At 66.6% G+C, this 22,481-nt stretch carries 17 protein-coding genes and 1 pseudogene; 10 read left to right on the top strand and 8 right to left on the bottom strand.

Features of this window, described 5'->3' with window-relative positions:
* Positions 1–378: 378 nt before the first annotated feature.
* The 3 genes from mmsB to chvE all read right to left on the bottom strand — a co-directional run bounded on the left by mmsB (position 379) and on the right by chvE (position 4,292).
* The gene (gene mmsB, locus BM287_RS09450; RefSeq protein ID WP_090038900.1) at positions 379–1,554 is read right to left on the bottom strand and encodes a multiple monosaccharide ABC transporter permease; all 1,176 of its coding nucleotides are present in this window, start codon (positions 1,552–1,554) and stop codon (positions 379–381) included.
* Complete coding sequence (gene mmsA / locus BM287_RS09445; RefSeq protein ID WP_090038902.1) at positions 1,551–3,095, bottom strand: multiple monosaccharide ABC transporter ATP-binding protein; 1,545 nt, start codon at positions 3,093–3,095, stop codon at positions 1,551–1,553. Before mmsA ends, mmsB begins: the two co-directional genes overlap by 4 nt.
* Positions 3,096–3,167: 72 nt before the next feature.
* Positions 3,168–4,292 (bottom strand): multiple monosaccharide ABC transporter substrate-binding protein, encoded by a 1,125-nt coding sequence (gene chvE, locus BM287_RS09440; protein ID WP_090038904.1) that lies wholly within the window; start codon positions 4,290–4,292, stop codon positions 3,168–3,170.
* A 311-nt stretch (positions 4,293–4,603) separates the two neighbouring features.
* Between chvE and BM287_RS09435 the strand changes: the two genes are divergently transcribed.
* The 9 genes from BM287_RS09435 (at position 4,604) to BM287_RS09395 (ending at position 17,448) form a co-directional block, all read left to right on the top strand.
* Positions 4,604–5,638, top strand: a complete 1,035-nt coding sequence (locus tag BM287_RS09435) for a LacI family DNA-binding transcriptional regulator (RefSeq protein ID WP_090038906.1) — start codon at positions 4,604–4,606, stop codon at positions 5,636–5,638.
* Positions 5,639–5,897: 259 nt separating this feature from the next.
* Positions 5,898–7,844, top strand: coding sequence for a potassium transporter Kup (locus tag BM287_RS09430; RefSeq protein WP_090038907.1), 1,947 nt, complete (start codon positions 5,898–5,900; stop codon positions 7,842–7,844).
* 58 nt (positions 7,845–7,902) lie between these two features.
* Positions 7,903–8,904, top strand: coding sequence for an aldo/keto reductase (locus BM287_RS09425; RefSeq protein ID WP_090038909.1), 1,002 nt, complete (start codon positions 7,903–7,905; stop codon positions 8,902–8,904).
* A gap of 350 nt (positions 8,905–9,254) precedes the next feature.
* Positions 9,255–10,514: an ABC transporter substrate-binding protein gene (locus BM287_RS09420; protein WP_090038911.1), complete on the top strand. Its 1,260-nt coding sequence runs from the start codon at positions 9,255–9,257 to the stop codon at positions 10,512–10,514.
* 61 nt (positions 10,515–10,575) lie between these two features.
* Positions 10,576–11,535: a carbohydrate ABC transporter permease gene (locus BM287_RS09415; protein WP_170857495.1), complete on the top strand. Its 960-nt coding sequence runs from the start codon at positions 10,576–10,578 to the stop codon at positions 11,533–11,535.
* On the top strand, positions 11,532–12,413 hold the full coding sequence (locus BM287_RS09410; protein ID WP_090038913.1) for a carbohydrate ABC transporter permease: 882 nt from the start codon (positions 11,532–11,534) through the stop codon (positions 12,411–12,413). The genes BM287_RS09415 and BM287_RS09410 overlap by 4 nt, the downstream gene beginning before the upstream one ends.
* Entirely contained in the window at positions 12,410–13,699 is a 1,290-nt protein-coding gene (locus tag BM287_RS09405; protein ID WP_090038915.1) for a family 1 glycosylhydrolase, read from the top strand. The genes BM287_RS09410 and BM287_RS09405 overlap by 4 nt, the downstream gene beginning before the upstream one ends.
* A gap of 12 nt (positions 13,700–13,711) precedes the next feature.
* Positions 13,712–15,226, top strand: coding sequence for an arabinosylfuranosidase ArfA (locus BM287_RS09400; RefSeq protein ID WP_090038918.1), 1,515 nt, complete (start codon positions 13,712–13,714; stop codon positions 15,224–15,226).
* A gap of 74 nt (positions 15,227–15,300) precedes the next feature.
* Positions 15,301–17,448 (top strand): RICIN domain-containing protein, encoded by a 2,148-nt coding sequence (locus BM287_RS09395; protein ID WP_244528107.1) that lies wholly within the window; start codon positions 15,301–15,303, stop codon positions 17,446–17,448.
* Positions 17,449–18,012: 564 nt separating this feature from the next.
* Here the strand turns inward: BM287_RS09395 and BM287_RS09390 are convergent.
* From BM287_RS09390 to BM287_RS09375, 5 genes and pseudogenes are all read right to left on the bottom strand, one after another.
* Positions 18,013–18,318 (bottom strand): hypothetical protein, encoded by a 306-nt coding sequence (locus tag BM287_RS09390; RefSeq protein WP_139230650.1) that lies wholly within the window; start codon positions 18,316–18,318, stop codon positions 18,013–18,015.
* A 432-nt stretch (positions 18,319–18,750) separates the two neighbouring features.
* Positions 18,751–19,347 carry an NINE protein gene (locus BM287_RS17545; protein WP_139230649.1) on the bottom strand — a complete coding sequence of 199 codons (597 nt, stop codon included), beginning with the start codon at positions 19,345–19,347 and terminating at the stop codon, positions 18,751–18,753.
* 170 nt (positions 19,348–19,517) lie between these two features.
* A complete protein-coding gene (locus BM287_RS09385; RefSeq protein ID WP_139230648.1) occupies positions 19,518–19,925 on the bottom strand; it encodes a hypothetical protein in 408 nt (135 codons plus the stop codon).
* 171 nt (positions 19,926–20,096) lie between these two features.
* Entirely contained in the window at positions 20,097–20,465 is a 369-nt protein-coding gene (locus BM287_RS17540) for a hypothetical protein (protein WP_139230647.1), read from the bottom strand.
* 1,489 nt (positions 20,466–21,954) lie between these two features.
* A pseudogene (locus tag BM287_RS09375) lies at positions 21,955–22,107 on the bottom strand (transposase); the annotation flags it as partial.
* Between the two features lie 93 nt (positions 22,108–22,200).
* On the opposite strand from BM287_RS09375, the gene BM287_RS17955 reads away from it, so the two are divergent.
* Positions 22,201–22,481 (top strand): transposase (locus tag BM287_RS17955; protein WP_211772966.1); only part of this gene is annotated, 281 nt, incomplete at its 3' end.

Below are 22,481 nucleotides of genomic sequence, written 5' to 3'. Positions count from 1 at the left end.
GCGTGTCGCCCGCAACAACGAGCACCTCGAGGCCGGGGGCCGGGACGGGAGACGGGGACGGACGGGGACGGACGGGCCGCGGAGGGATGGGGAGGGCCGCGGAGGACAGGCGAATCGCCGAGGTGCTCGTTGTTGCACGCGGACACCGCGCTTCGCCCGCAACAACGAGCACCTCGGCAGGATGGCGCGACGACCGACCGGGGGCCGAAGGGGGAGCCGCTTGCTTATCGAGGTGCTCGTTGTTGCAGCTGGACACGGCGTGTCGACTGCAACAACGAGCACCTCGAGGCTGGTGGTGGGGCAGGGCAGGCGGGGCGGGCAGCGCGGACGACGAAGGGCACCCGGCGTGAGCCGGGTGCCCCTTCGTGCGGGTGCGGGTTACTGGCCGACCGAGCGGCGCTTGTTGTAGACGTCGAACGCGACGGCCGCGAGCAGCACCAGGCCCTTGATGAGCAGCTGGTAGTCGCTGTCGACACCGAGGATCGACATCCCGTTGTTCAGCACACCGATGATCAGACCACCGATGATGGCGCCGGTGACCGTTCCGATACCACCCGTGACGGCGGCCCCGCCGATGAAGACGGCGGAGATCGCATCCAGCTCGAATCCGGTTCCCGCACTCGGGCTGGCCAGGTTCAGGCCCGCCGTGAAGACGAGGCCCGCGATGGCCGACAGCACACCCATGTTGACGAAGAGCAGGAACGTGACGCGCTTCGTCTTGACGCCGGACAGCGCGGCCGCGGCCAGGTTGCCGCCGATGGCGTAGATGTGCCGTCCGAACACCGACCGGTTCATGATCGCCGAGTAGCCGATCACGAGCAGCGCCAGGATGATCAGCACGATCGGCGTGCCGTTGTAGCTGGCGAGCAGCACGGTCACGATCAGCACGAGCAGCACGAGGAAGGCCAGCTTGAGGATGAACCACCACAGCGGCTCGTCCTCGAGGTCGTACTTGCGGCGCACCGCACGCTGACGGATCGACGAGGCCAGGATGGCGATGCTCGCCAGCAGGCCGAGGATCATCGTGAGCGGCTCGTACCCGGTGCTGCCGAAGGCGGGGAGGAAGCCCGACCCGATCGCACGGAACTCCTTCGGGAAGAACGAGATCTGCTGGTTGCCGAGGGCGATCTGGGCCGCGCCGCGGAACGCCAGCATGCCCGCCAGCGTCACGATGAACGCCGGGATGCCGAAGTACGCGATCCAGAATCCCTGCCAGGCCCCGACCAGGGCGCCGAGCACGAGGCAGAACACGATGGCCAGCGGCCAGGGCAGGTGCCACTCCGAGATCATCACGCCGGCCATCGCGCCGATGAAGGCGACGACGCTACCGACTGACAGGTCGATGTGCCCGGCGATGATCACCATCACCATCCCGATCGCGAGGATCAGGATGTAGCTGTTCTGCACGATCAGGTTCGACACGTTGATGGGAGCGAGGGTGATGCCGCCGGTCGCAACCTGGAAGAAGACGACGATGGCGATCAGGGTGATGAACAACCCGATCTGGCGCAGCTGCCCGGTCAGGTAGTTCAGGGCTTTGGTAAGCGGTTTCATGCGTGGTTCTTCTCGCGTTCCTGGGTCATGAATTGCATGAGGTATTCGGCGGTGGCCTTCTCCCGCGGCACATCGGCGGTGATACGGCCCTCGCTCAGGGTGTAGATGCGGTCGCAGATGCCGAGCAACTCGGGCAGCTCGGAGGAGATGACGACGATGCCCTTTCCCTGGTCCGCGAGCCGGTCGATGATCGTGTAGATCTCGTACTTCGCTCCGACGTCGATGCCGCGGGTCGGCTCGTCGAGGATGAGCACCTCGGGGTCGGAGTACATCCACTTCGACAGCACGACCTTCTGCTGGTTCCCGCCGGAGAGCTTGCCGGTGAGCGCCAAGACGTTGGGCGTCTTGATGTTCATCGACTTGCGGTACTCCTCGGCGACCTGCGACTCGCGGTGCTCGTTGACGAAGTGGAACCAGTTGACGAGCTTGTCGAGCGCCGCGATCGAGATGTTGCGTGAGATGTTGTCGATCAGGTTCAGGCCGAAGTGCTTACGGTCCTCCGTGGAGTAGGCGATGCCGTTCTCGATCGCCTTGGCCACGGTGTTCACCGAGATCTGCTGCCCGCGCTTGTAGACGCGGCCGCTGATCCCGACGCCGTAGCTGCGGCCGAAGATGCTCATCGCGAGCTCCGTGCGCCCGGCGCCCATCAGTCCAGCGATCCCGACGATCTCGCCGGCGCGCACGTGGAAGCTGACGTTGTCGACGACCTTGCGGTTGCGGTCGAGCGGGTGATGCACCGTCCAGTCCTCGACGCGGAGGAGCTCGTCGCCGATGTGCGGCACGTGGTCCGGGAAGCGGCTGGCCACATCCCGGCCGACCATCCCCTTGATGATCCGCTCTTCGCTCGTGCCCGCCTGGCCCATCTCGAGCGTCTCGATCGTGTGGCCGTCGCGGATGATGGTCACCCGGTCGGCGATCGCTTTGATCTCGTTGAGCTTGTGGCTGATGATGATCGACGTGATCCCGTGCGCCTGGAGCTGGCGGATCAGTTCGAGGAGGTGGGCGGAGTCGTCGTCGTTGAGGGCGGCCGTCGGCTCGTCCAGGATGAGGATCTTCACCTCCTTGGACAGCGCCTTGGCGATCTCGACGAGCTGCTGCTTGCCGACGCCGATGTCCTTGATCTTGGTGATCGGGTTGTCGTGGAGGCCGACCCGCGCCAGCAGTTTGCCCGCCGCGAGGTTCGTCTCGTTCCAGTCGATGAAGCCGCGCCGCTGGCGCTCGTTGCCGAGATAGATGTTCTCGGCGATCGAGAGGTACGGCGACAGCGCCAGCTCCTGGTGGATGATGACGATTCCCGCCGCCTCCGAGTCGTTGATCGACCGGAACTCGACCGGCTCGCCGTTCATGACGATCTCGCCCTCGAACGTGCCGTGCGGGTAGACGCCGGACAGCACCTTCATCAGCGTGGACTTGCCTGCGCCGTTCTCGCCGCAGATCGCGTGGACCGATCCCTCCTCGACACTGATCGAGACGTCCTGCAGCGCCTTGACGCCGGGGAAGGACTTCGAGATGTTCCGCATCTCGAGAATCGTGTTGGACATGGTCTCCCTTAGTTGCAAATGCGATCCGGGCGGGCGGGTCGATGCCCGCCCGCCCGGACTGTCGGGCCGGTACTACTGAAGGTCGGATTCCTTGTAGTAGCCGCTGTCGACCAGGATCTCCTTGTAGTTGTCCTTCGTCACCACGACCGGCTGGAAGAGGTAGCTCGGGACGACCTTGACCTTGTTGTCGTAGCTCTTGGTGTCGTTGACCTCGGGGGTCTTGCCGGTGAGCACGTCGTTCGCCATCTTGGCCGCCTCGTTGGCCAGCTTGCGCGTGTCCTTGTAGATCGTCGAGTACTGCGTGCCGGCGATGATCTGCTTCACGCTGGCGACCTCGGCGTCCTGACCGGTGATGACGGGGAGCTTCTTGCCGCCCGAACCGTAGCCCGCGCCCTCGAGCGCGCTGAGGATGCCGTCGGACAGGCCGTCGTAGGGCGAGAGGACGCCCTGGACGTCAGCGCCGCCGGAGTACGACTTGGCGATGAGGTCCTGCATGCGGGCTTTGGCGGTGGCCGGGTCCCAGCGCAGGATGGCGACCTGGTTGAAGTTGGTCTGGCCGCTCTTGACGACCAGCGTGCCATCCGCGATGTACGGCTTCAGCGTGTCCATCGCACCGTTGTAGAAGAACGTGGCGTTGTTGTCGTCCGGGCTGCCGGCGAACACCTCGATGTTGAACGGGCCCTTCTGGCCGGTCTTCTTGCCGTCCTTGTCCAGGACACCGAGGCCCGTGAGGAGCGAGTTGGCCTGGTAGACGCCGACCTTGTAGTTGTCGAACGACACGTAGTAGTCGACGTTCTTGTCGCCCGTGAGGAGGCGGTCGTACGAGATGACCTTGATGCCGGCCTTCGCCGCGGCGTCGAGCTGGTCGGTGAGCGACCCGCCGTCGATGGAGGCGATGATCAGGACCTTCGCGCCCTTGGTGATCATCGTGTTGACCTGCTGGACCTGGGTCGGGATGTCGTTGTTGGCATACTCGAGGTCGACTTTGTAGCCGTCCTTCTCGAGGTCCGACTTGACGGCATTGCCGTCCGCGATCCAGCGGGCCGACACCTTGGTCGGCATGGCGACGCCCACGAGGGCGCCCTTGTTATCGGTGGTCGAGCCGGAGCCGCTTCCGCGGCCTCCTCCCGAGCAGGCGGCGAGTGCGACCGCGACGCCGAGTGCGGCGGCGGCGAGTGCGACTTTCCTGAACTTCACTGTGATTCCCTTCGGGCGGTGTGACGACCGGTGCGCCCAGTGCGCACGGGTTCGCCGAGCTCGGAACCGGCACGCATGCGGCCGCAGGCATACGACGGGACGCAGAGGCGATCGCGGCTGTGCGATCCGGCTGCTGACATCTGCGACTCCCTCGTCGTATGCTGGTCCGTACGCGATATATGTGACCGGTCCCAGAACGGGTTAGACGCTATGACCCCGACCAGGCTCCCGTCAAGTCCTTCGCGAAAAAATATGAGCAGGACACACGAGGCCGTGGCAGCGCCGCCGCTCTCGCCGACGAGACAGGATGCATGAACGACCAGGCACCCGACGAGCAGCGCGCGCTCTCCATCCGTGACATCGCCCGGATGGCCGGAGTCTCGCGCCAGACCGTGTCGCGCGTCCTCAACGGCGAGCGCTACATCAAGGCATCGACCGAAGCGCAGGTCAGGAAGGTCATCGAGGAGCACGCCTGGCGACCGAACAGCGCGGCGCGCGCGCTGGCGACCGCGCGATCCAAGACCCTCGGCCTCCTGGTCTCGTCCCGCTCGCACTACGGCCCGTTCAGCGCCGCCACGGCGATCGGCGAGGCGGCGCGCGCCCGCGGTTACGCCATCCTCTCGGCGACGCTGGCCCGCGAGGACGACGCCGCGATCGCCGAGGCGCTGGACGCGTTCGCCGCACAGGGAGTGGATGGCGTGGTCGTCATCGCGCCGCAGCAGCGGGCGCAGGAGGCGCTCGCGCGCGTCGGCGTCCACGTCCCGTTCGTGAGTCTGCACGGGAAGGACGACAGCGACGGCCGTCTCGTCGCCTTCAACCAGGCCGCGGGTGCGCGTCTCGCGACCCGGCACCTGATCGAGCTCGGCCACACCCGCATCCGCCACCTCGCAGGTCCGCAGGACTGGAACGAGGCGGAGGACAGGATGAACGGCTTCCTCGCCGAGCTGAACGACCACGACCTGCCGGTCACGCCTCCCGTGCTGGGCGACTGGACGGCCGACCTCGGCTACGAGGTCGGCCTGAAGCTGCTCGACCATCCGGACTTCACGGCGGTCTTCGCCTCCAACGACCAGATGGCGCTCGGCCTGATGCATGCGGCCGCGGACCTCGGCATCTCCGTCCCGGGCGACCTGAGCATCGTGGGCTTCGACGACATCCCGGAGGCGAAGCACTTCGCACCGCCGCTCACCACGATCCGGCAGGACTTCTCCTGGCTCGGTACCCGGGCGATCGACGTGCTGGTGTCCCAGCTCGAAGGCGAGCAGGTGGCGAGCCCCACCGAGTACCCGGTGCCGCAGCTGCTGGTGCGGCAGAGCACGGCGCCGCCGCGGCCGGCCGGGCGGTGAGGCGCGCCTCCTCCTCCGACGATCACGCGACCAGGACGATGGCCTTGCCCGAGAGGGGCCGCTCGGCCGCCTCCGCGTGCAGGGGCCGGCAGCTCGGCCAGCGGCACCCGACGCTCAACCTGCACGCGCAACTCGCCCCGCTCCGCCTGGCCGCTCCGCGGCCCCGCGCCGACGCCGCTGAGTGGCGTGCCGCGACTTTTTTCGCGTGCTCGGCTGCTTCGCAGCGCGGCGAGGGGGGAGGCGGGGTAGCGTTGCCCGGGTGCGAGAGTTCGTTGCGCCACCGACGGCGAATGCAGGAACACCCGCGGCGGCTTCCCACCGCCCGCGAGCGCTGGCGGCGGCCGCTCTGGCGGCGCTCGGCGTCGTCTTCGGAGACATCGGCACCAGCCCCCTCTACGCGCTGAAGACGGTCTTCCTCCTGGACGGCGGCGCCGTGCGCGCCAACGAGGAGGATGTCTTCGGGGTGATCTCCCTGATGTTCTGGAGCATCACGATCATCGTCTCGATCAAATACCTCGGGGTCCTGATGCGCGCGGACAACGACGGCGAGGGCGGCGTCATGGCGCTGGCGGCGCTGGCCCAGCGGCTCTACGCCGGCCGGGCCGGCAAGGCGGGCACCCTCCTGGTCATCGGGATCGTGGGCGTCTCCCTCTTCTACGGCGACTCCATCATCACGCCGGCGATCAGTGTGCTCTCCGCCGTGGAAGGTCTTCGGGTGACCACTCCCGGGATCGCGCACCTCATCATCCCGATCGCAGCGGTCATCCTCATCGTGCTGTTCTTCGTCCAGAAGTACGGCACCGGGCGGGTCGGCGTCCTCTTCGGGCCGGTCATGGTGCTCTGGTTCACGGTGCTGGCCGTCGCGGGCCTCGTCGTGGTGGTGCAGTCTCCCGCGGTGCTGCTCGGCCTCTCCCCGAGCTACGCGGTCGTCTTCATGATCGCCCACCCGGGCATCTCGTTCATCGCCCTGGGAGCGGTGGTCCTCGTCATCACCGGCGCCGAAGCCCTCTACGCCGACATGGGCCACTTCGGGCGATCGCCGATCCGCCGGGCCTGGTTCTTCCTCGTCTTCCCGGCGCTCACGCTCAACTACCTGGGCCAGGCGGCGCTCATCCTGCGCGATCCCGCGGCACGGGCCAATCCGTTCTTCCTCCTCATCCCGGACTGGGGACGGCTCCCCATGGTGATCCTCGCCACCGTCGCGACCGTCATCGCCAGCCAGGCCGTGATCTCCGGCGCGTACTCGCTGTCGCGGCAGGCGGTCCAGCTCGGCCTGGTGCCACCCCTCACCATCCGGCAGACCTCGGAGCGGGAAGGCGGCCAGATCTACCTTCCGGCGATCAACTTCCTGCTCTTCGTCGGCGTCATGGCCGTCATGCTCACCTTCGGATCGTCCGAGCGTCTCTCCACCGCCTACGGCATCTCGGTGACGGGCGCGCTCGTCGTGGACACCCTGCTGCTGCTGCTCGTCGCCCGGCCGCTGTGGAGATGGGCTCCGTGGAAGATCGTCCTCGCGGCCGTCGCCTTCGGCGGGCTCGAGCTCACGTTCCTCGCGGGCAACCTCTCCAAGATCATCAACGGCGGATGGGTCCCCCTCCTGATCGCCGCGGTCGTCATCCTGGTCATGACCACCTGGCGCCGCGGCCGGCAGCTGGTGCAGAGCGACCGGCGGCAGAAGGAGGGCTCCCTCACCGAGTTCATCGAGCACGTCCGGGAGCAGAACCTGCCGCGCGTGCCCGGCATCGCGATCTTCCCGCACCCCAACAAGGACACGACTCCCCTCGCCCTGCGCGCCAACGTCAAGCACAACCACGTGCTCCACGAGCACGTCGTCATCGTGGCGGTGAGCACCGCGCAGGTGCCGCATGTTCCGACGACGGAGGCCTTCGCCTACGACGACCTCGGGTACGCGGACGACGGGATCGAGTTCCTCAGCATCCGCTTCGGCTTCTCGGACGAGCCGGACATCCCGCGAGCGCTGCGTGCCGCCTGCCGCGCCGGGATACTGCCCCTCGACCCGGCCGGGTTCACCCACGCCTCATACTTCATCTCGCGCGGCGCCATCCGGACCACCCGGACGAGAGGGATGGTGCCCTGGCGGCGCTCCCTGTTCGTCGGCCTCGCGCACAATGCGGCGGATCCTGCGGCCCGCTTCCGGCTACCGGCATTGCGGACCGTGACGATGGGCAGCGACGTCGAGATCTGAGGGCGCCTCTTCGCGCTAGCGTTGCTCTCGAATCCCCCAACGATCAGGAGCCTTCCGGATGCCCTTCGCCGCCGATCCCGCACGCTACGACTCGATGCCGTACCGGCGCGCCGGACGGAGCGGACTGGTGCTGCCTCCGCTGTCGCTGGGCCTCTGGCAGAACTTCGGCGCCACGCGCTCCTTCGAGACGCAGCGCGCGATCGTCCTGCGGGCCTTCGACGCCGGGATCACGCACTTCGACCTGGCGAACAACTACGGGCCGCCGCCCGGGGCCGCCGAAGAGACGTTCGGCCGCATCCTCGCCACGGATCTGCAGGCGTACCGGGACGAGATCGTCGTCTCCACCAAGGCGGGTTACCTGATGTGGCCCGGTCCGTACGGAGACCACGGTTCTCGCAAGTACCTCCTCTCGTCGCTGGAGCAGAGCCTGAAGCGCCTCGGGCTCGACTACGTCGACGTGTTCTACCACCATCGCCCGGACCTGGAGACGCCGCTCGAGGAGTCGATGGGCGCCCTGACGACCGCCGTCGAGCAGGGCAAGGCGCTGTACCCGGCGATCTCGAACTACGACGCCGCGCGCACGACCGCGGCCGCAGAGCTGCTGGCCGCGGCGGGCACTCCGCTGCTCCTCCACCAGCCGCGCTACTCCCTGTTCGACCGCACGCCGGAGCGCGACGTGTTCGGCGCCGTCGAGCGTGCCGGCGCCGCTGCGATCGTCTTCTCGCCACTCGCCCAGGGGATGCTGACCGATCGGTACCTGGACGGGGTGCCCGAGGGTTCCCGCGCCCTGACGAGCGCCTTCCTGCACGAGTCGGATCTGAGCGAGGATGTGCTCGCCACCGTCCGCTCGCTCAACGACATCGCGGCCGGCCGGGGCCAGTCGCTCGCCCAGCTGGCGCTCCAGTGGGTGCTGCGGAACCCGGTCGTCGTCTCCGCGATCATCGGTGCGAGCAGCGTCGCGCAGCTGGAGCAGAACCTCGGGGCGCTCGACGGACCCGAGCTCGCCCCGGACGTGCTGGACGCGATCGACGCCGTGCTCGCGGACCGCAGGCGCCCCTGAGCTCGCGCCGCTGCACCGGGGATCGCTCCGTCGATCCACGGGACCGCCGCGGCGCCCTCCCCACGCAACATTCGTCACGAATGTCGCCCCCACGCCCTCCCCACGCAACATTCGTCACGAATGTCACCCCCACGCCCTCCCACCGCAACATTCGTCACGAATGTCACCCCCACGCCCTCCCAACGCAACATTCGTCACGAATGTGCAGGGGCTGAGCGGAGCGCACACCGGCCCGAAACGCGCCTTGACGGGTTCCGGGTGGCGTGTCATACTCGCTTTTACAACGTTGGATTGCATCGTTGTAAACCCGAACCGATCGACGAAGCGGTCGGTCCCATGAGAGGCATTCAATGAAGAAAATGCTTGCGACGCTGGCCGTCGTGGCCGGCGCTTCTCTCGCGCTGGCCGGCTGCTCGAGTTCCCCCAGCTCGAACAGCTCCGGTCCGGTCACCCTGACCTTCTGGCACGGATACACCGAGGCCGACGGCAAGGTGCTCGACAAGATCGTGGAGGACTTCAACAAGTCCCAGAAGAACATCACGATCAAGACCACCACCAAGACGTGGGCGGTCATCGGAGACACCCTCCTCCCTGCGCTCTCCGCCAAGAAGGGCCCGGACATCGTGGCCATGCCGGCCGAGAACCTCCCCGTCTACGCCTCGAAGGGCGCCTTCGCGAAGCTCGACGACTTCTACTCCAGCGACGCCGAGACGAAGGCCTCGATCCGCCCCGCCGCCGTCGACATGGAGAAGATCGGCGGATCGTACTACGGCGTCCCCACCGGGTTCGTCCCCCTCTCGGTCATCTACAACAAGGCGCTGTTCCAGAAGGCGGGCATCAGCTCCTTCCCCAAGACCTGGGATGAGTGGGTCGCCGACGCGAAGAAGCTGACCGTCGACCAGAACGGCGACGGCACTCCCGAGCAGTACGGCCTCGCACTGCCCGACCACGCCACCGTCGGCAACGGCGTCTGGGCGAGCCTCTTCTACGGGAACGGCGGCAAGATCGTGGACGGCTCCAAGTCCGCCCTCGATTCGTCGCAGAACACCGAGACGCTCAGCTACTGGGCGAACGCGGTCACCAAGGACAAGATCTCGCCGACCGGACTCGATGGAGTCGCCTCCGACAAGCTGTTCTCGTCGGGCAAGGCCGCCATGGAGATCGGCGGCCCGTGGATGGCGGGCGTCGCGACCGACAACAAGATCGACTACGGCATCGCCGGAATCCCCGCCGGTCCGAAGGGCGCGGCTGCGTCGGCCATCGGCATCTCGGCGGCCGTGACGGCCCAGGCCGACCCGGCGAAGAAGGCTGCGGCGGAGAAGTTCTTCACCTACTTCTTCACCAAGGAGGTCTCCACCACGTGGTCGCTCGGCTCCGGCTGGCCGCCGCTGCGCACCGATATCCCGTCGTCCGCCGTGTCGTCGAACCCGGTCGTCGCGTCCCTCACGGACCTGGTCGGCGATGCCCGGCCGCTGCTCCCCGGTATCGCGAACAGCACGGATGTGCTCTCCGCGGTCGACGAGGCGACGCAGAAGGCCCTCACGGGAGGCGACCCCGCGTCCCTGCTGAAGTCGGCATCCGCTCAGGTGCAGCAGGCCCTCGCCAAGTGATCTCCCGGTGGACCGCCGCCGTCCCCAGCGGCGGCGGTCCACCACCAGCCCGAAAGCGATCATGACCACTCTCACTCGTTCCCGCACGGGACGGCGGCCCTACCGCCCACCCGCGCCGCTCGGCGGCAGACAGCGCTCGGGCCCCCGGAGCACCCGCCGCGGCCCCCTGGCGATGCTGTTCCTCCTCCCGGCGGTCGTCATCCTCCTCGCGTTCGTGGGCTGGCCGATGATCTCGGCCCTCCGGCTGTCGTTCACCAACGCCAGCGGGTTCGGCCTGGAGCAGTGGGTCGGCTTCGACAACTACGTGACGGTTTTCACCGATCCCCGGGTGTTCGCCACCCTCGGCAACACCGCGCTCTACACCGTGCTCTTCACGCCGACGGCGCTGATCGCTGCGCTGCTCCTGGCGCTCCTGCTCACCAACCGCCGGCTGATCGGCCGGGGCTTCTTCCGGACGGCCCTGTTCCTCCCGTTCATCGTCTCGCTCGCCGTCGCCGCCTTCGCGTGGACCTACCTCCTCGACCCGCAGGTCGGCCTCCTCAACTTCTGGCTGCGGAGCGCCGGGGTCCAGCTCGGGAATGTGCTGCAGGATCCGGCCCTCGCCATGCCGACGGTCGTCCTCGTGGCGATCTGGAAGAACTTCGGGTTCTACATGGTGATCTTCATCGCCGGCCTGCAGGAGATCCCGGAGTCGCTCTACGAGGCCGCGAAGATCGACGGAGCCGGAGCGTGGCGGCGGTTCATCAGCATCACCCTCCCCCAGCTCAGCAACACCCTCGCCTTCGTGGTCGTGTTCGCGATGATCGCGGCGCTCCAGGCTTTCGACCAGATCTACGTCATGACCGGAGGCGGACCGTACCGGACCACGCAGACCGTCGTCATGGAGATCTATCAGGACGGCTTCAAGAAGCTCGACCTCGGGCTCGCCACCGCGCTCTCGTACGTGCTGCTGGCGGCGACGCTCCTCCTCAGCCTCATCCAGTTCCGCTTCTTCGGACGCCGGGAGAAGGACCTCGCATGACCACCACCCTCGCCCCGAGCCCGCTCCGCACGGCCACCGCGCCGCGCCGGCGGCGCATCGGCCGCAGCACCGAACGCTGGCTGCTCTTCGCGGCCGCCCTGGTACTGACCCTCGTCGTGCTGCTGCCGGTGATCGTCATCGTCTTCACCGCGTTCAAGCCGGCCTCCGAGATCAACGCCTACCCGCCGACGCTCCTTCCGGGGACGTGGACACTGGACAACTTCACGAAGATCTTCAGCGACCTCCCGTTCGGCCGGCTGTTCGTCAACAGCCTCGTCTTCTCCGGCGGCGTCACGGCGTTCGCCCTGGTCTTCGACTCGCTCGCGGCCTACGCCCTGGCCCGGATCGACTTCCGCGGCAACCGCGTCGTGCTGATCGTCATCGTCGCGAGCCTGATGATCCCGTTCCAGGCGACGCTCATCCCCGTCTACCAGCTGGTGGCGCAGCTCGGCTGGGTGAACACGTTCGCCGGGCTGATCATCCCGCGCGCAGCCGACGCCTTCGGGATCTTCTTCCTCCGCCAGTTCTTCATCGCCTTGCCGCGGGACCTGGACAACGCCGCCCGGATCGACGGCGCCGGCGAGTTCCGGATCTTCCGCAGCATCGTCCTCCCGAACGCCGTCCCCGCTCTACTGACGCTCGCGATCTTCACCTTCGTCAACAACTGGAACGACCTCCTGTGGCCGCTCGTCTTCACGACGTCGCCGGACATGGGGACGATCACCTCGGGCCTGACGCTCCTCACCGGGCCGAGCGGGATCATCCCCTACGGCACGATGATGGCCGGATCGCTGATCGCGGTCCTGCCCCTTGCCGTCATGTTCCTCATCATGCAGCGACGCTTCATCGAGAGCGTCGCGACCACGGGGCTGAAGTGACGGCCCCGCGCTGGTTCGAGGACGGCCGCCTGCACCTCGGACTCGGGATCGAGGACACCTTCGTGCCGCAAGAGCGGCCCGGAGAGCGGGCGATCGACGAGTACGCGCTCACCGAGCACTACGAGCGCTACCGCGAGGACTTCGCTCTGGCCGCCGGTGTCGGCGCCGAGCTGCTGCGGTGGGGCGTCCCCTGGTACCGGATCTCCCCCGAGCCCGGCCGCTGGGACTGGGACTGGACCGACCGGGCCGTGGATGCGCTGCTCGAGGCGGGCCTGCGCCCGATCATCGACCTGCTCCACTACGGGACCCCGACCTGGCTCGACGGCCAGTTCGCGGCGGCCGACTACCCGCAGAACGTCGCGGAGTTCGCCGACCGTTTCGGCGAGCGCTACGGCGACCGGGTGTCCGATTACACTCCGGTCAACGAGCCGGTCATCCACTCGCTGTTCTCGGGCGAGTACGGATACTGGCCCCCGTACCTGACCGGAGCGGACGGCTTCGCCACGATCGCCGCCAACCTGGCGCGCGGGTTCGTGCTGAGCCAGGAGGCGCTGGCCGCCCGCGTCGGAGAGAGCGCGACCTTCGTCCACGTGGATGCCGCCGTGAGCTACATCGGCGACGACACGGCCCCGGAGCATCGGGCCGAAGCGCAGCGGCTGCGCCACCAGGTCCACCTGGTCGAGGACCTCGTGACCGGCCGGGTGGATGACGCCCACCCGCTGCGTGCGCGGCTCGCCCCCGCCGTCACGGACGCCGAGCTGGACTGGTTCCGCGCCCACGCCGTGCGCCCGGACGTGATGGGCGTGAACTACTACCCCCGGCACTCGACGGAGCTGTTCGAGCCCGGCGTGCACCACGGCGGCGGCTTCGCCGACCCGCGGCCCAGCGTGGACCGCGGCGTCGACGGCCTCCGCGAGGCACTGGTGGGCTTCGCGGCCCGCTACGGCGCCCCGGTCATGGTCACGGAGACGTGCGTGACCGCGAGTGCCGAGGAGCGCATCCACTGGCTGGATGCGTCTCTCGCCCTCGTCGAGGAGCTGCGCGAAGCCGGAACACCGGTCGTCGGCTACACCTGGTGGCCGCTATTCGACATGTACGAGTGGACGTGGCGGCACAGCGACCGCCCCCGCGCCGACCACCTCCTGACCATGGGGCTGCACGACCTCGTGGAGTCGCCCGAGGGGCTCCTCCGCGTTCCGAATCCCGTCGCCGAACGGTACCGCCGGCATGCCGTCCGCCTCGCCGAGCCGGCGCCCGCCTTCGCCGCCCGACCCGCCCTCCACTGACCGGAAGATCCGATGCACGAAGCACACCTCGCCCTCCACCCGTCTGCCGAAATCGGGGCCGTGGACCCCCGCCTCTACGGCTCGTTCGTCGAGCACCTCGGCCGGGCGGTCTACGACGGCATCTACGAGCCGGGCCACCCGGCCGCCGACGCGGACGGCTTCCGCACCGACGTGATCGAGCTCGTGAAGGAGCTCGGCGTGACCACCGTGCGGTATCCGGGCGGCAACTTCGTCTCGGGGTTCCGCTGGGAGGACTCGGTCGGACCGGTCGAGGAGCGGCCCGAGCGGCTCGACCTCGCCTGGCACTCGACCGAGACGAACGAGGTCGGCCTCCACGAGTTCCAGAGCTGGCTGGAGAAGGTCGGCAGCGAGTTGATGCTCGCCGTCAACCTGGGCACGCGCGGCGTCTCCGAGGCGCTCGACCTGCTCGAGTACACCAACCACCGCAGCGGATCCGCCCTGGCGGAGCGGCGCGTGGCCAACGGCCGCACCGAGCCGTTCGGCGTGCGGATGTGGTGCCTCGGCAACGAGATGGACGGACCGTGGCAGCTCGGCCACAGCTCCGCGGAGGAGTACGGCCGCCTGGCCGCGAAGACGGCGCAGGCGATGAAGACGTACGACCCCGACCTGCAGCTCGTCGTCTGCGGCTCGTCCAGCTCGTCCATGCCGACCTTCGGCGAGTGGGAGCGCGTCACCCTCAGCCACACGTACGACGCCGTCGAGTTCATCTCGTGCCACGCGTACTACGAGAACACCGGCGACCTGGGCAGCTTCCTCGCCTCCGGTGTGGACATGGACTACTTCATCCGCAGCGTCGTCGCCACCGCCGACAGCGTGAAGGCCGTGCGCGGCAGCACGAAGACGATCAACATCTCCTTCGACGAGTGGAACATCTGGTACAACACCCGTTTCGAGAACGTCGACCGCATCACCGGCACCGACAACTGGCCGGTGGCCCCGCGCCTCCTGGAGGACACCTACACCGTCTCGGACGCGGTCGTCTTCGGCAGCCTGCTGATCACCCTGCTGAAGCATGCGAACCGCGTGACCAGCGCCTCCCTCGCCCAACTGGTCAACGTGATCGCCCCGATCATGACCGAGCCGGGCGGTCCCTCCTGGAAGCAGACGACCTTCTTCCCGTTCGCCGCCACCTCGGCGCACGGCCGCGGCGTCGCGCTCAGAACGGACGTGACGAGCGGCACCTACGAGACCGAGCGCTTCGGCGCCGTCCCCCTCGTGGATGCGGTGGCCACCCACGCCGAGGAGGCCGGCCGCTACGCGCTCTACGCCGTCAACCGTGCCACCGACGAGGCGACCGAGCTGGTCGTCGACCTCACCGCCCTCGGCGCCGGCGCGACCGCGCTGACCGCCACCGCCCGCACCCTCAGCGACCCGGACCCGGATGCGGCCAACACCCTCGAGGACCCGGAGCGGGTCGCGCTGCGCGACCTCCCGGTCCGGCGCGAGGGCTCTCGGCTGCGCATCCAGCTCCCGGCGATCTCCTGGACCGAGATCCTGCTGAGCTGACACGTGACGACGGGCCCGACGCCGTGACATCCCGCCGCATCCGCGGACGGGTCACCAGTGAGAAGGGGAACACCATGCTTCCATCACGCACCATGTCGGGTTCGTCGCCGAGGCGACGACCCCGCGGCACGAGACCCGGAGCACTGCGGCTCCGCGCTCTCGTCACCGCCGGCGCCGTCGCCGGCGCGCTCATCGCCGCCACCCTGACCGCGACGCCGGCGTCGGCGGTCACCACCGGCAACGGATCCCTCGTCTACTCGCCGGCCGCCGGCACCTCCTTCAACCCGGAGGGCGGCCGCCCGGCGGGCACCACGTACGCGAAGAACATCGTGCTCAAGAACAGCGGAGCGGCGAACGGCACGCAGCTGGTCACCTACGACCAGCTCGTGCTGGTCAACGGCGTCCAGGTGTACCCCATCTACCGCAGCACCGACAACGGGACCAGCTGGGCGCACGTCACCGACATCGTCCCCAGCAACGACTTCCCGACGCTGACACGGACCTCGCAGCCGTTCCTGTTCGAGGTCCCGCAGGCCACCGGCGGGCTCCCGGCCGGCACCCTCCTGCTGGCCGGCATGATCATGCCGCAGGACCGCTCCAGCAGCCGGCTCGTCGTCTACAAGAGCTCCGACCAGGGATCGAGCTGGTCGTACCTGAGCACCATCGACACCGGCGGCCCCGCCGTCTACGACCCGAGCCCGACCTCCACCACCTCGACCGTGTGGGAGCCCTCCCTCGCCATCGACGGGCAGGGCGGCCTGGCGGCCTACTTCTCCGACGAGCGGCAGAAGTCCAGCGGCGTCCTCCAGGCGGTCGCCTACCGGCGCTCCACGGATGGCGGCGCCACCTGGGGAGCGGAGTCGAACGTCTCGGCCCCGAACAACCAGTCCGACCGGCCCGGCATGATCACGGTCACCAAGCTGCCGGACGGCCGGTACCTGGCCACCTTCGAGGTCGTCAACCGGCCGTCGCAGACCAACAACACGGCACCGGTGTACTTCAAGACCTCACCGGACGGCCTCAACTGGTCGCCCACCACGAGCATCGGAACCCAGATCACACTCGCGAACGGGCGCGGGATCGGGTCGTCGCCGTACGTGAAGTGGGTTCCGACCGGTGGCCCGAAGGGCATGGTGATCGTCGCATCCAAGTGGGCGCTGACCGCGAGCGGAGCCATCGACGGCGGCCAGGACTTCTACGTCAACTACAACCTCGGCGACGGGCCGTGGGAGCGGCTGCCGATGGCGGTCACCTACGACGCCGCAGACAACCAGGGCGGCACCTTCAGCGGCTTCGCGCAGAGCATCGACTACTCGGTGGACGGCCGCACGCTGTATCAGGCGACCAACGTCGAGAACCTCACCACCACGTACAACGACATCCGGGTGGGCTCCATCCCGCTGGATGCGCAGCAGTACGAGGCCGAGAAGGCGGTGCGGACCTCCGACACCTCGCTCGTGACCGACGGGAACGCCTCGAACGGCAGCAAGGTCGGCAACATCAACAACGCGACGAGCTCCGTCACGTTCACCGTCCACGTCCCGGCCGCCGGCTCGTACACGGTCAACGTGCGCTACGACAACGGGACGGGTGCGACCTCCACCCACAACGTCAGCGTGAACGGCGGCACCGCATCCACTCTCAGCTACCCGGCGACGGTGAACTGGGGACGGTACGGCTGGGTGCAGAAGACGGTGACACTGAACGCCGGTGCGAACACCATCGCGTTCACCAAGGGGACCTCCTACGCGGAGCTCGACGCCATCCAGCTCTACCAGCCGGCAACAGCGCTCGACCCGCAATTCCGCATCACCAACCGCAACAGCGGCAAGTACCTGGAGATCGCGGGCGCGTCCCTGGCGGACGGCGCGGGTGCCGGCCAGTGGGGTGACACCGGCAACGCGTGCCAGGTGTGGAACATCCACCCCGTCTCCAACGGCCTCCAGCTGTTCAACGTGAACAGCGGCAAGCTGCTCGAGATCCCGGGAGCCCAGACCGCGGACGGCGTGCGCGCCGGCCAGTGGGGCCCGACCGGCAACCTCACCCAGGTGTGGGCGCCGACCATCGGCACTGGAGGCTGGTGGACGCTGACGAACGCCAACAGCGGCAAGCCGATCGAGATCGCCGGCGCGTCCACGGCTGACGGCGCCTACGCGCAGCAGCGCACGGCGGACGGCACCCCGACCCAGCAGTGGCGACTGATCCGCGAAGGGATCCAGTAGGCCGACCGACCGGGGCGGCGGCGATTCGGGCCGCCGCCGCCCCTCGGTGGGCGGGTGGGGGCTGGACCCAAATTCGCCGCCGGTCAACAGGCGGTAGGCCAACCCGTGGGAGTTCACGGACTGTCATCAGGGACCTTCACCGTGACTGGCGTTCTTCGTCCTTGAGGAGCGCGGAGATCGCCGGTGCTTCCGCAACAGCCGACTTGTATTCGGCGGTAAGGAAGTCGCTGGAAGGGTCGCTTACGCGGATCGGGAGGACTAACTCCTTTCCTTGGATTACGCACGCGCAATACCAAGTCGTGAACACGCATGCTGCTCGACACCCAGGCGGCCGGGGCTAGGAATCCAAATGGTGGCGCCGGAGGCTAGGTTCGCAAGAGCCACCAGGCAACCGGCGCCAAGCGAAAAGAGTCCTGACAGGTCAGCGAAGTGCTTCCCATTAGCGGATGTGGAAGTCAACATGAGTGTGAACCTTAGAGAATGTTGTGCATAGCACTTGGCGGACAGCTGTTGGGTACACCGAGGCCGACCTGTTCGAGCGCAACACTGACGACTATTGGGCAATCAGAAGTAGAAAATGCGGCCGGACAGCGTAGCCGGGCCATGGAGCATGGCTAGGAAGAACGCGATCAGTTCCACCCCGATGAGAACCCACGAGAAGGCTGGGGTGCGTCGAGCCGAAACGGCGAGTGTCACCGCGGTGCAGGCGACCACGCCCACCAAACCGACGCCCCACAAAGGCGTCAGTGCCAGAAGAGCCGCGCATATGCTGAGGGCGAGAAGCAACCAGCTCTTGACATCGACATGTCCGAAAGCCGTTCGCCACAGGTTTGGCTTGGAATTCTGCAGACTGGAAGACCGCTTATGCATACGAAGGCCTAGCAAAACTGGAACACACTCCCGACCGTGACCGGGCCACCAGCGGCGACGCACTGATTTGGCGGAGGCAGTTCCCAGCACACCCCCAATGGGCTGCAAGAGGTCTGCGACTTGGGAGCATCCCCAACATGGCGCCGCTGAGTGTTGTCTTTACTGTTCGGCCCTACCGTCTTGTAGTTGATTGGATTTCCGGTGTTGGGATCAAATACCGGCACGGGCGGCGCCGGGTGGGCCGGAACCGGTCTGGCATACGTGGGTGCGCACGGAGGCCGAGGATCAGACTGACAAGAATTCACTGGGCCAGTCCCTGGAAACTTAGGCAAGGATGACGAGAACCCATGACATCGACGAGGCTTTGTGGGTTTTGGTCCGTACCCATACCGATGCTGCGACTGGGGCTGGGCGGCCGTTCCCCAGTAGGGGTCACGGTCGATACCGAGCTACGTGGAGGCCCAACCCGGCAACTCGCCTCGGTATGGCGGTGGCATCAACCCCGCATAGAGCGACAAGGGCCCCAAGCGCAACGTATCCAACGATGCTTCCCCATCCGAACGTTCCCACCAGTGCGAGGAGTATGTGGAGAAAGCCGGCCCACGCACGCTTGAGATAGAAGTTGTGCGCCCCAAACAATCCTCCACCCGCCAGCAACACGTATGCGATCCATGTTCGGTCATCCTGGTCGAAGCCGGCAGTGACGAGCGGAACGGCGAATTTGGCGCACATCAGCGCTACGAGGGATGTTGCTGACAAGAGGACTAATACGGCGCCTATCCACCCGGAGAGCCATGCCGAAGGGAGGCTCGCTAGCAATAATGCGACAACGACATAGAGCGGCCACCTTCGAAGCCGGTGAATGCCGACAGCAGCCGCGAAGGCCAGTAGCGCTCCGCCCGCGAAGATCGCCAGGTGACCCTCAACCAGGGAAACGACACCGATCCCGATTGGTATCCCGCTTGCACCTCCGTATTGTTGCGCGGCCCGCTCAATAGCCTTCGCGTAGCCCGACCAGTCGAACAGCACGAATGAAAGCGTTGTCCGCACTCCGCACACGAGCGCAAACAGCACTAATGAAGCGCCTGCGAGTACCAGCAATCGTCTTCTCGGGCGCGACAGATTTGCCTGCCAAGGCTCTGATTTCAACTCCGCATGAGCTGCAGGCTCCTTAGGCCAGCTGAATTGGATCCTGCCGGTCACAATGGGCGGCCCCCGTTCGCGATCAACCACACTACGAGCAATGCCAGGCTTGCCAGCCCGACGATCGAAACGAACACCGACAGACGGATGAGAACAAGCTCAAGAAGACCCTCTGTCCCGTGAACCTCACGTCCAGCCGCCACAAGGTATGGCCTCCAGTTTCGCCAGTAGCCGATTGGAGGCTTGGCGAGCCCGAGCGAGGCGAACGACGAGAGAATCTCTGCGTCAAGCTCCAGCTGTCTGGCACGCAGTCCCGGCGACAGGAGACCTGACCCGATCGGGGCACTGTGCGAGAGCATGAAGACATCAGTATCAACCTTCAGTCTCAGCCCGGCGGAGCGGGTGAACTCGGCAGCCACATCGGCAATAGCCGATCCGAAGACGAGACCCCCGTCGCCGATCAAAGAAAGCTGTGTGCCCCGCAATACGAGCAGCGCTGGACTCCAACGTCCCCATCGAGTGTGACCCAGTCTCCAGTAGCACCGGCCACCATAAACGAAGCCCGAGCCGTGGGCCCCTGTTCTGGACCGGTTCACTCGGTCAGGCATTCTGATTCGGGTGTGACGAGTAGGTCTTCACTCGACGTTCAGCCCCCTACGTTGCTCCACCAGGCGAATGAGCTCATCTACGGCCGAGCTCTGTCTGGGCCTGTCCTTCCAGCGCATGATCTCGAACGGGAACAGGAGCTCATCCTCACCGGTGTCGACGACTACGACGAGGACCCGGCCTGAGTCGATCGTTGCGATCTTGCTCCCGTTCCACACCCCGACGATCATGGAATAGGGGAGCTCGAGGACTATCGCAGGGCGCCATCGTCCCGCGGTCAGGGTCAGGGCGATCGGACCGATCTCGAGGTTTGCCCTCCACGAGGTCCTCGGGAGCCTGGTCGTTGGGAAAAGTAGCCTGGTGGGCGTGTAGAGATAGTCGTCCCACGCCACTGTCACGGACGCAATGTCTCCGATTCGCATACCATCGTCGGCGGAGGCTGATTGCGAAACCATGGTCCGCAGTTTCGCGGGAAATGGGGCCACACCGTACGGGTTTGCATGATTGTTCTTGGCCGAGATCTGCGCTTGGATGAGGTCGCTGAATCCGATGCTTCGAGGGCCGCCTGATACGAAAAGGGCTTCCGGAAAATTGACCCAAAGGATGTGAACCCAGGCGGGCGGAAGGATGAAGACCGCGAGAAGGATCAAATACACCATTAACACCCCGGGGACCTGACCGAGGATTTGAGGGACAATCAAAATGGTCGCCCCTATCGACATCACGACATAGATCGACCAACAGGTGATGACAATGGAGCGAATCCGTCGGGCGCGCTGTTCCCACGACCATTTTCTTTCGGGACATAGTCCGAACGGTAGAGTCGGCTCACGAGATCGCGACATACGCCTACGCGTGACGGCTAGTTTTTCCCGCCATCGCTGACTACCCCTCCTGATCATCGCTCCAGGTTCCGAGACCTCGGCTTCGCTCGTCCCATGTCCAGTGACTAGTCATCGGTCAACCACCCGGCGAGGGACCACTAGAAGAAGGCCAAGAAAACACTGCACACCTTTAACGACGACGCCGGCAGGGAGTCGTGACGCAGACCGTCAGGGGTGCGCCTGACGTGCTCTCCGGTCCTGCCGCAATCGCGGACCGTCGGTTCACGACAACGTTTTAGCGCCGTCGCGATGCGACGGCCCGATTCCCGTAGCACCGTCCTATTTGGTCCATCCGGCCTCGCGCACCGGGTCGACCACGAGATCGCCTTCGCAGTCGACGGGTACTCAGTCCGATACTCCGGCACCTCACGGCCCGATCACGCAGAGCGGGATCGATCTTCTTCGGCATGACAGGATCCTTTCAACTCGAAAAGATGCGACATCAAACCAGGGGCGTTCGAGTCGGTCATTGAACTGGGAAATGTCGAGGCCGCGACACCCCGACTCACTTGAACGCGACATACAGGACTGCCGCCAAAATCCCGAACACCCACAGGCCGTCGAGGCCACCGTTGTTGCCGCACTGGCGCCCCGTGGCGACATGCGCGCCCGTCGAAGACTCCGCTCCACGAGGGAGCGCGCGACCCACAATGCAATGCCCATCGCGAAGCTGATGCACGACAAGATGAGGATTATGGCTGCGGTTACCGGATCATTCATCAGGAGAGCAGCCCAAAAGGCAGGCGTGCTGCGTTAGTCAGACCGATGACGACAATGGCGCAGCCGACAAGAGCTACGGTTCGAACGGTCGATGCTCGTGCGAAAGGAGCGCCTACTCTCCCGATCACGGAGAACATATTCGCGTACCACGCGGAAAGTCGCTTTCGCCACACGATCAAGCTCACGCCTGCGATAACCGCTGCCGGGGCGGAGATTGCCAACCCGATGGTCGCCTCTAAAGTCATCATCAGGTCCAAACGATCAAGCCGCTGCATCCAAGGGAGCCGAGGGCCTCCCCGCGGCCATCCGCGGCGACGCCGACCCCGACAGCGTGGGAGACCACCCGCCGGCCGACCCGGGCCTTGCAGTAGGTGGCGTCCGGGAACACATACGGATAGCTGGTGTCAGCCAGCGGCAGGTCCCGGGACGTGGCAACCACAAACCTAGGTCGTTTCACGATCGGGACTGGTGCAGGGATAGGTGACAACTGACTTGTGGTGCTGTGTGCATCGCGAGAGAGGATGTCATTATGCCCAAACCCTTTCCCCGTGAGTTCCGCGATGATGTCGTGGCTGTCGCGCGGCGTCGTGAGGACGGTGTGACGCTGAAGCAGGTCGCGACCGACTTCGGGATCAGCGAGACCTGTCTGCAGAACTGGTTGCGCCAGGCCGATGTCGAGGACGGCAACCGTCCGGGCGTGACGACGAGTGAGTCCGCCGAGTTGCGCGAGCTGCGGAAACGTAACCGGCTGTTGGAGCAGGAGAACGAGGTGCTGCGGCGGGCGGCGGCGTATTTGTCGCAGGCGAACCT

The organism is Leifsonia sp. CL147, from assembly GCF_900114565.1.
In the GTDB taxonomy this organism is placed as follows: domain Bacteria; phylum Actinomycetota; class Actinomycetes; order Actinomycetales; family Microbacteriaceae; genus Leifsonia.
Note: the sequence above shows the minus strand (reverse complement) of the source record. Positions and strands in the feature narration are given on the sequence as shown.

What these genes read in the sequence shown, in the direction of transcription:
- BM287_RS09395 (WP_244528107.1), top strand. Translation starts at nt 15,301, where the DNA reads ATGCTTCCATCACGCACCATGTCGGGTTCGTCGCCGAGGCGACGACCC.
- BM287_RS09425 (WP_090038909.1), top strand. Translation starts at nt 7,903, where the DNA reads ATGCCCTTCGCCGCCGATCCCGCACGCTACGACTCGATGCCGTACCGG.
- mmsB (WP_090038900.1), bottom strand. Translation starts at nt 1,554, where the DNA reads ATGAAACCGCTTACCAAAGCCCTGAACTACCTGACCGGGCAGCTGCGC.
- BM287_RS09410 (WP_090038913.1), top strand. Translation starts at nt 11,532, where the DNA reads ATGACCACCACCCTCGCCCCGAGCCCGCTCCGCACGGCCACCGCGCCG.
- BM287_RS09415 (WP_170857495.1), top strand. Translation starts at nt 10,576, where the DNA reads ATGACCACTCTCACTCGTTCCCGCACGGGACGGCGGCCCTACCGCCCA.
- BM287_RS09390 (WP_139230650.1), bottom strand. Translation starts at nt 18,318, where the DNA reads ATGCATAAGCGGTCTTCCAGTCTGCAGAATTCCAAGCCAAACCTGTGG.
- BM287_RS09420 (WP_090038911.1), top strand. Translation starts at nt 9,255, where the DNA reads ATGAAGAAAATGCTTGCGACGCTGGCCGTCGTGGCCGGCGCTTCTCTC.
- BM287_RS09400 (WP_090038918.1), top strand. Translation starts at nt 13,712, where the DNA reads ATGCACGAAGCACACCTCGCCCTCCACCCGTCTGCCGAAATCGGGGCC.
- BM287_RS09435 (WP_090038906.1), top strand. Translation starts at nt 4,604, where the DNA reads ATGAACGACCAGGCACCCGACGAGCAGCGCGCGCTCTCCATCCGTGAC.
- mmsA (WP_090038902.1), bottom strand. Translation starts at nt 3,095, where the DNA reads ATGTCCAACACGATTCTCGAGATGCGGAACATCTCGAAGTCCTTCCCC.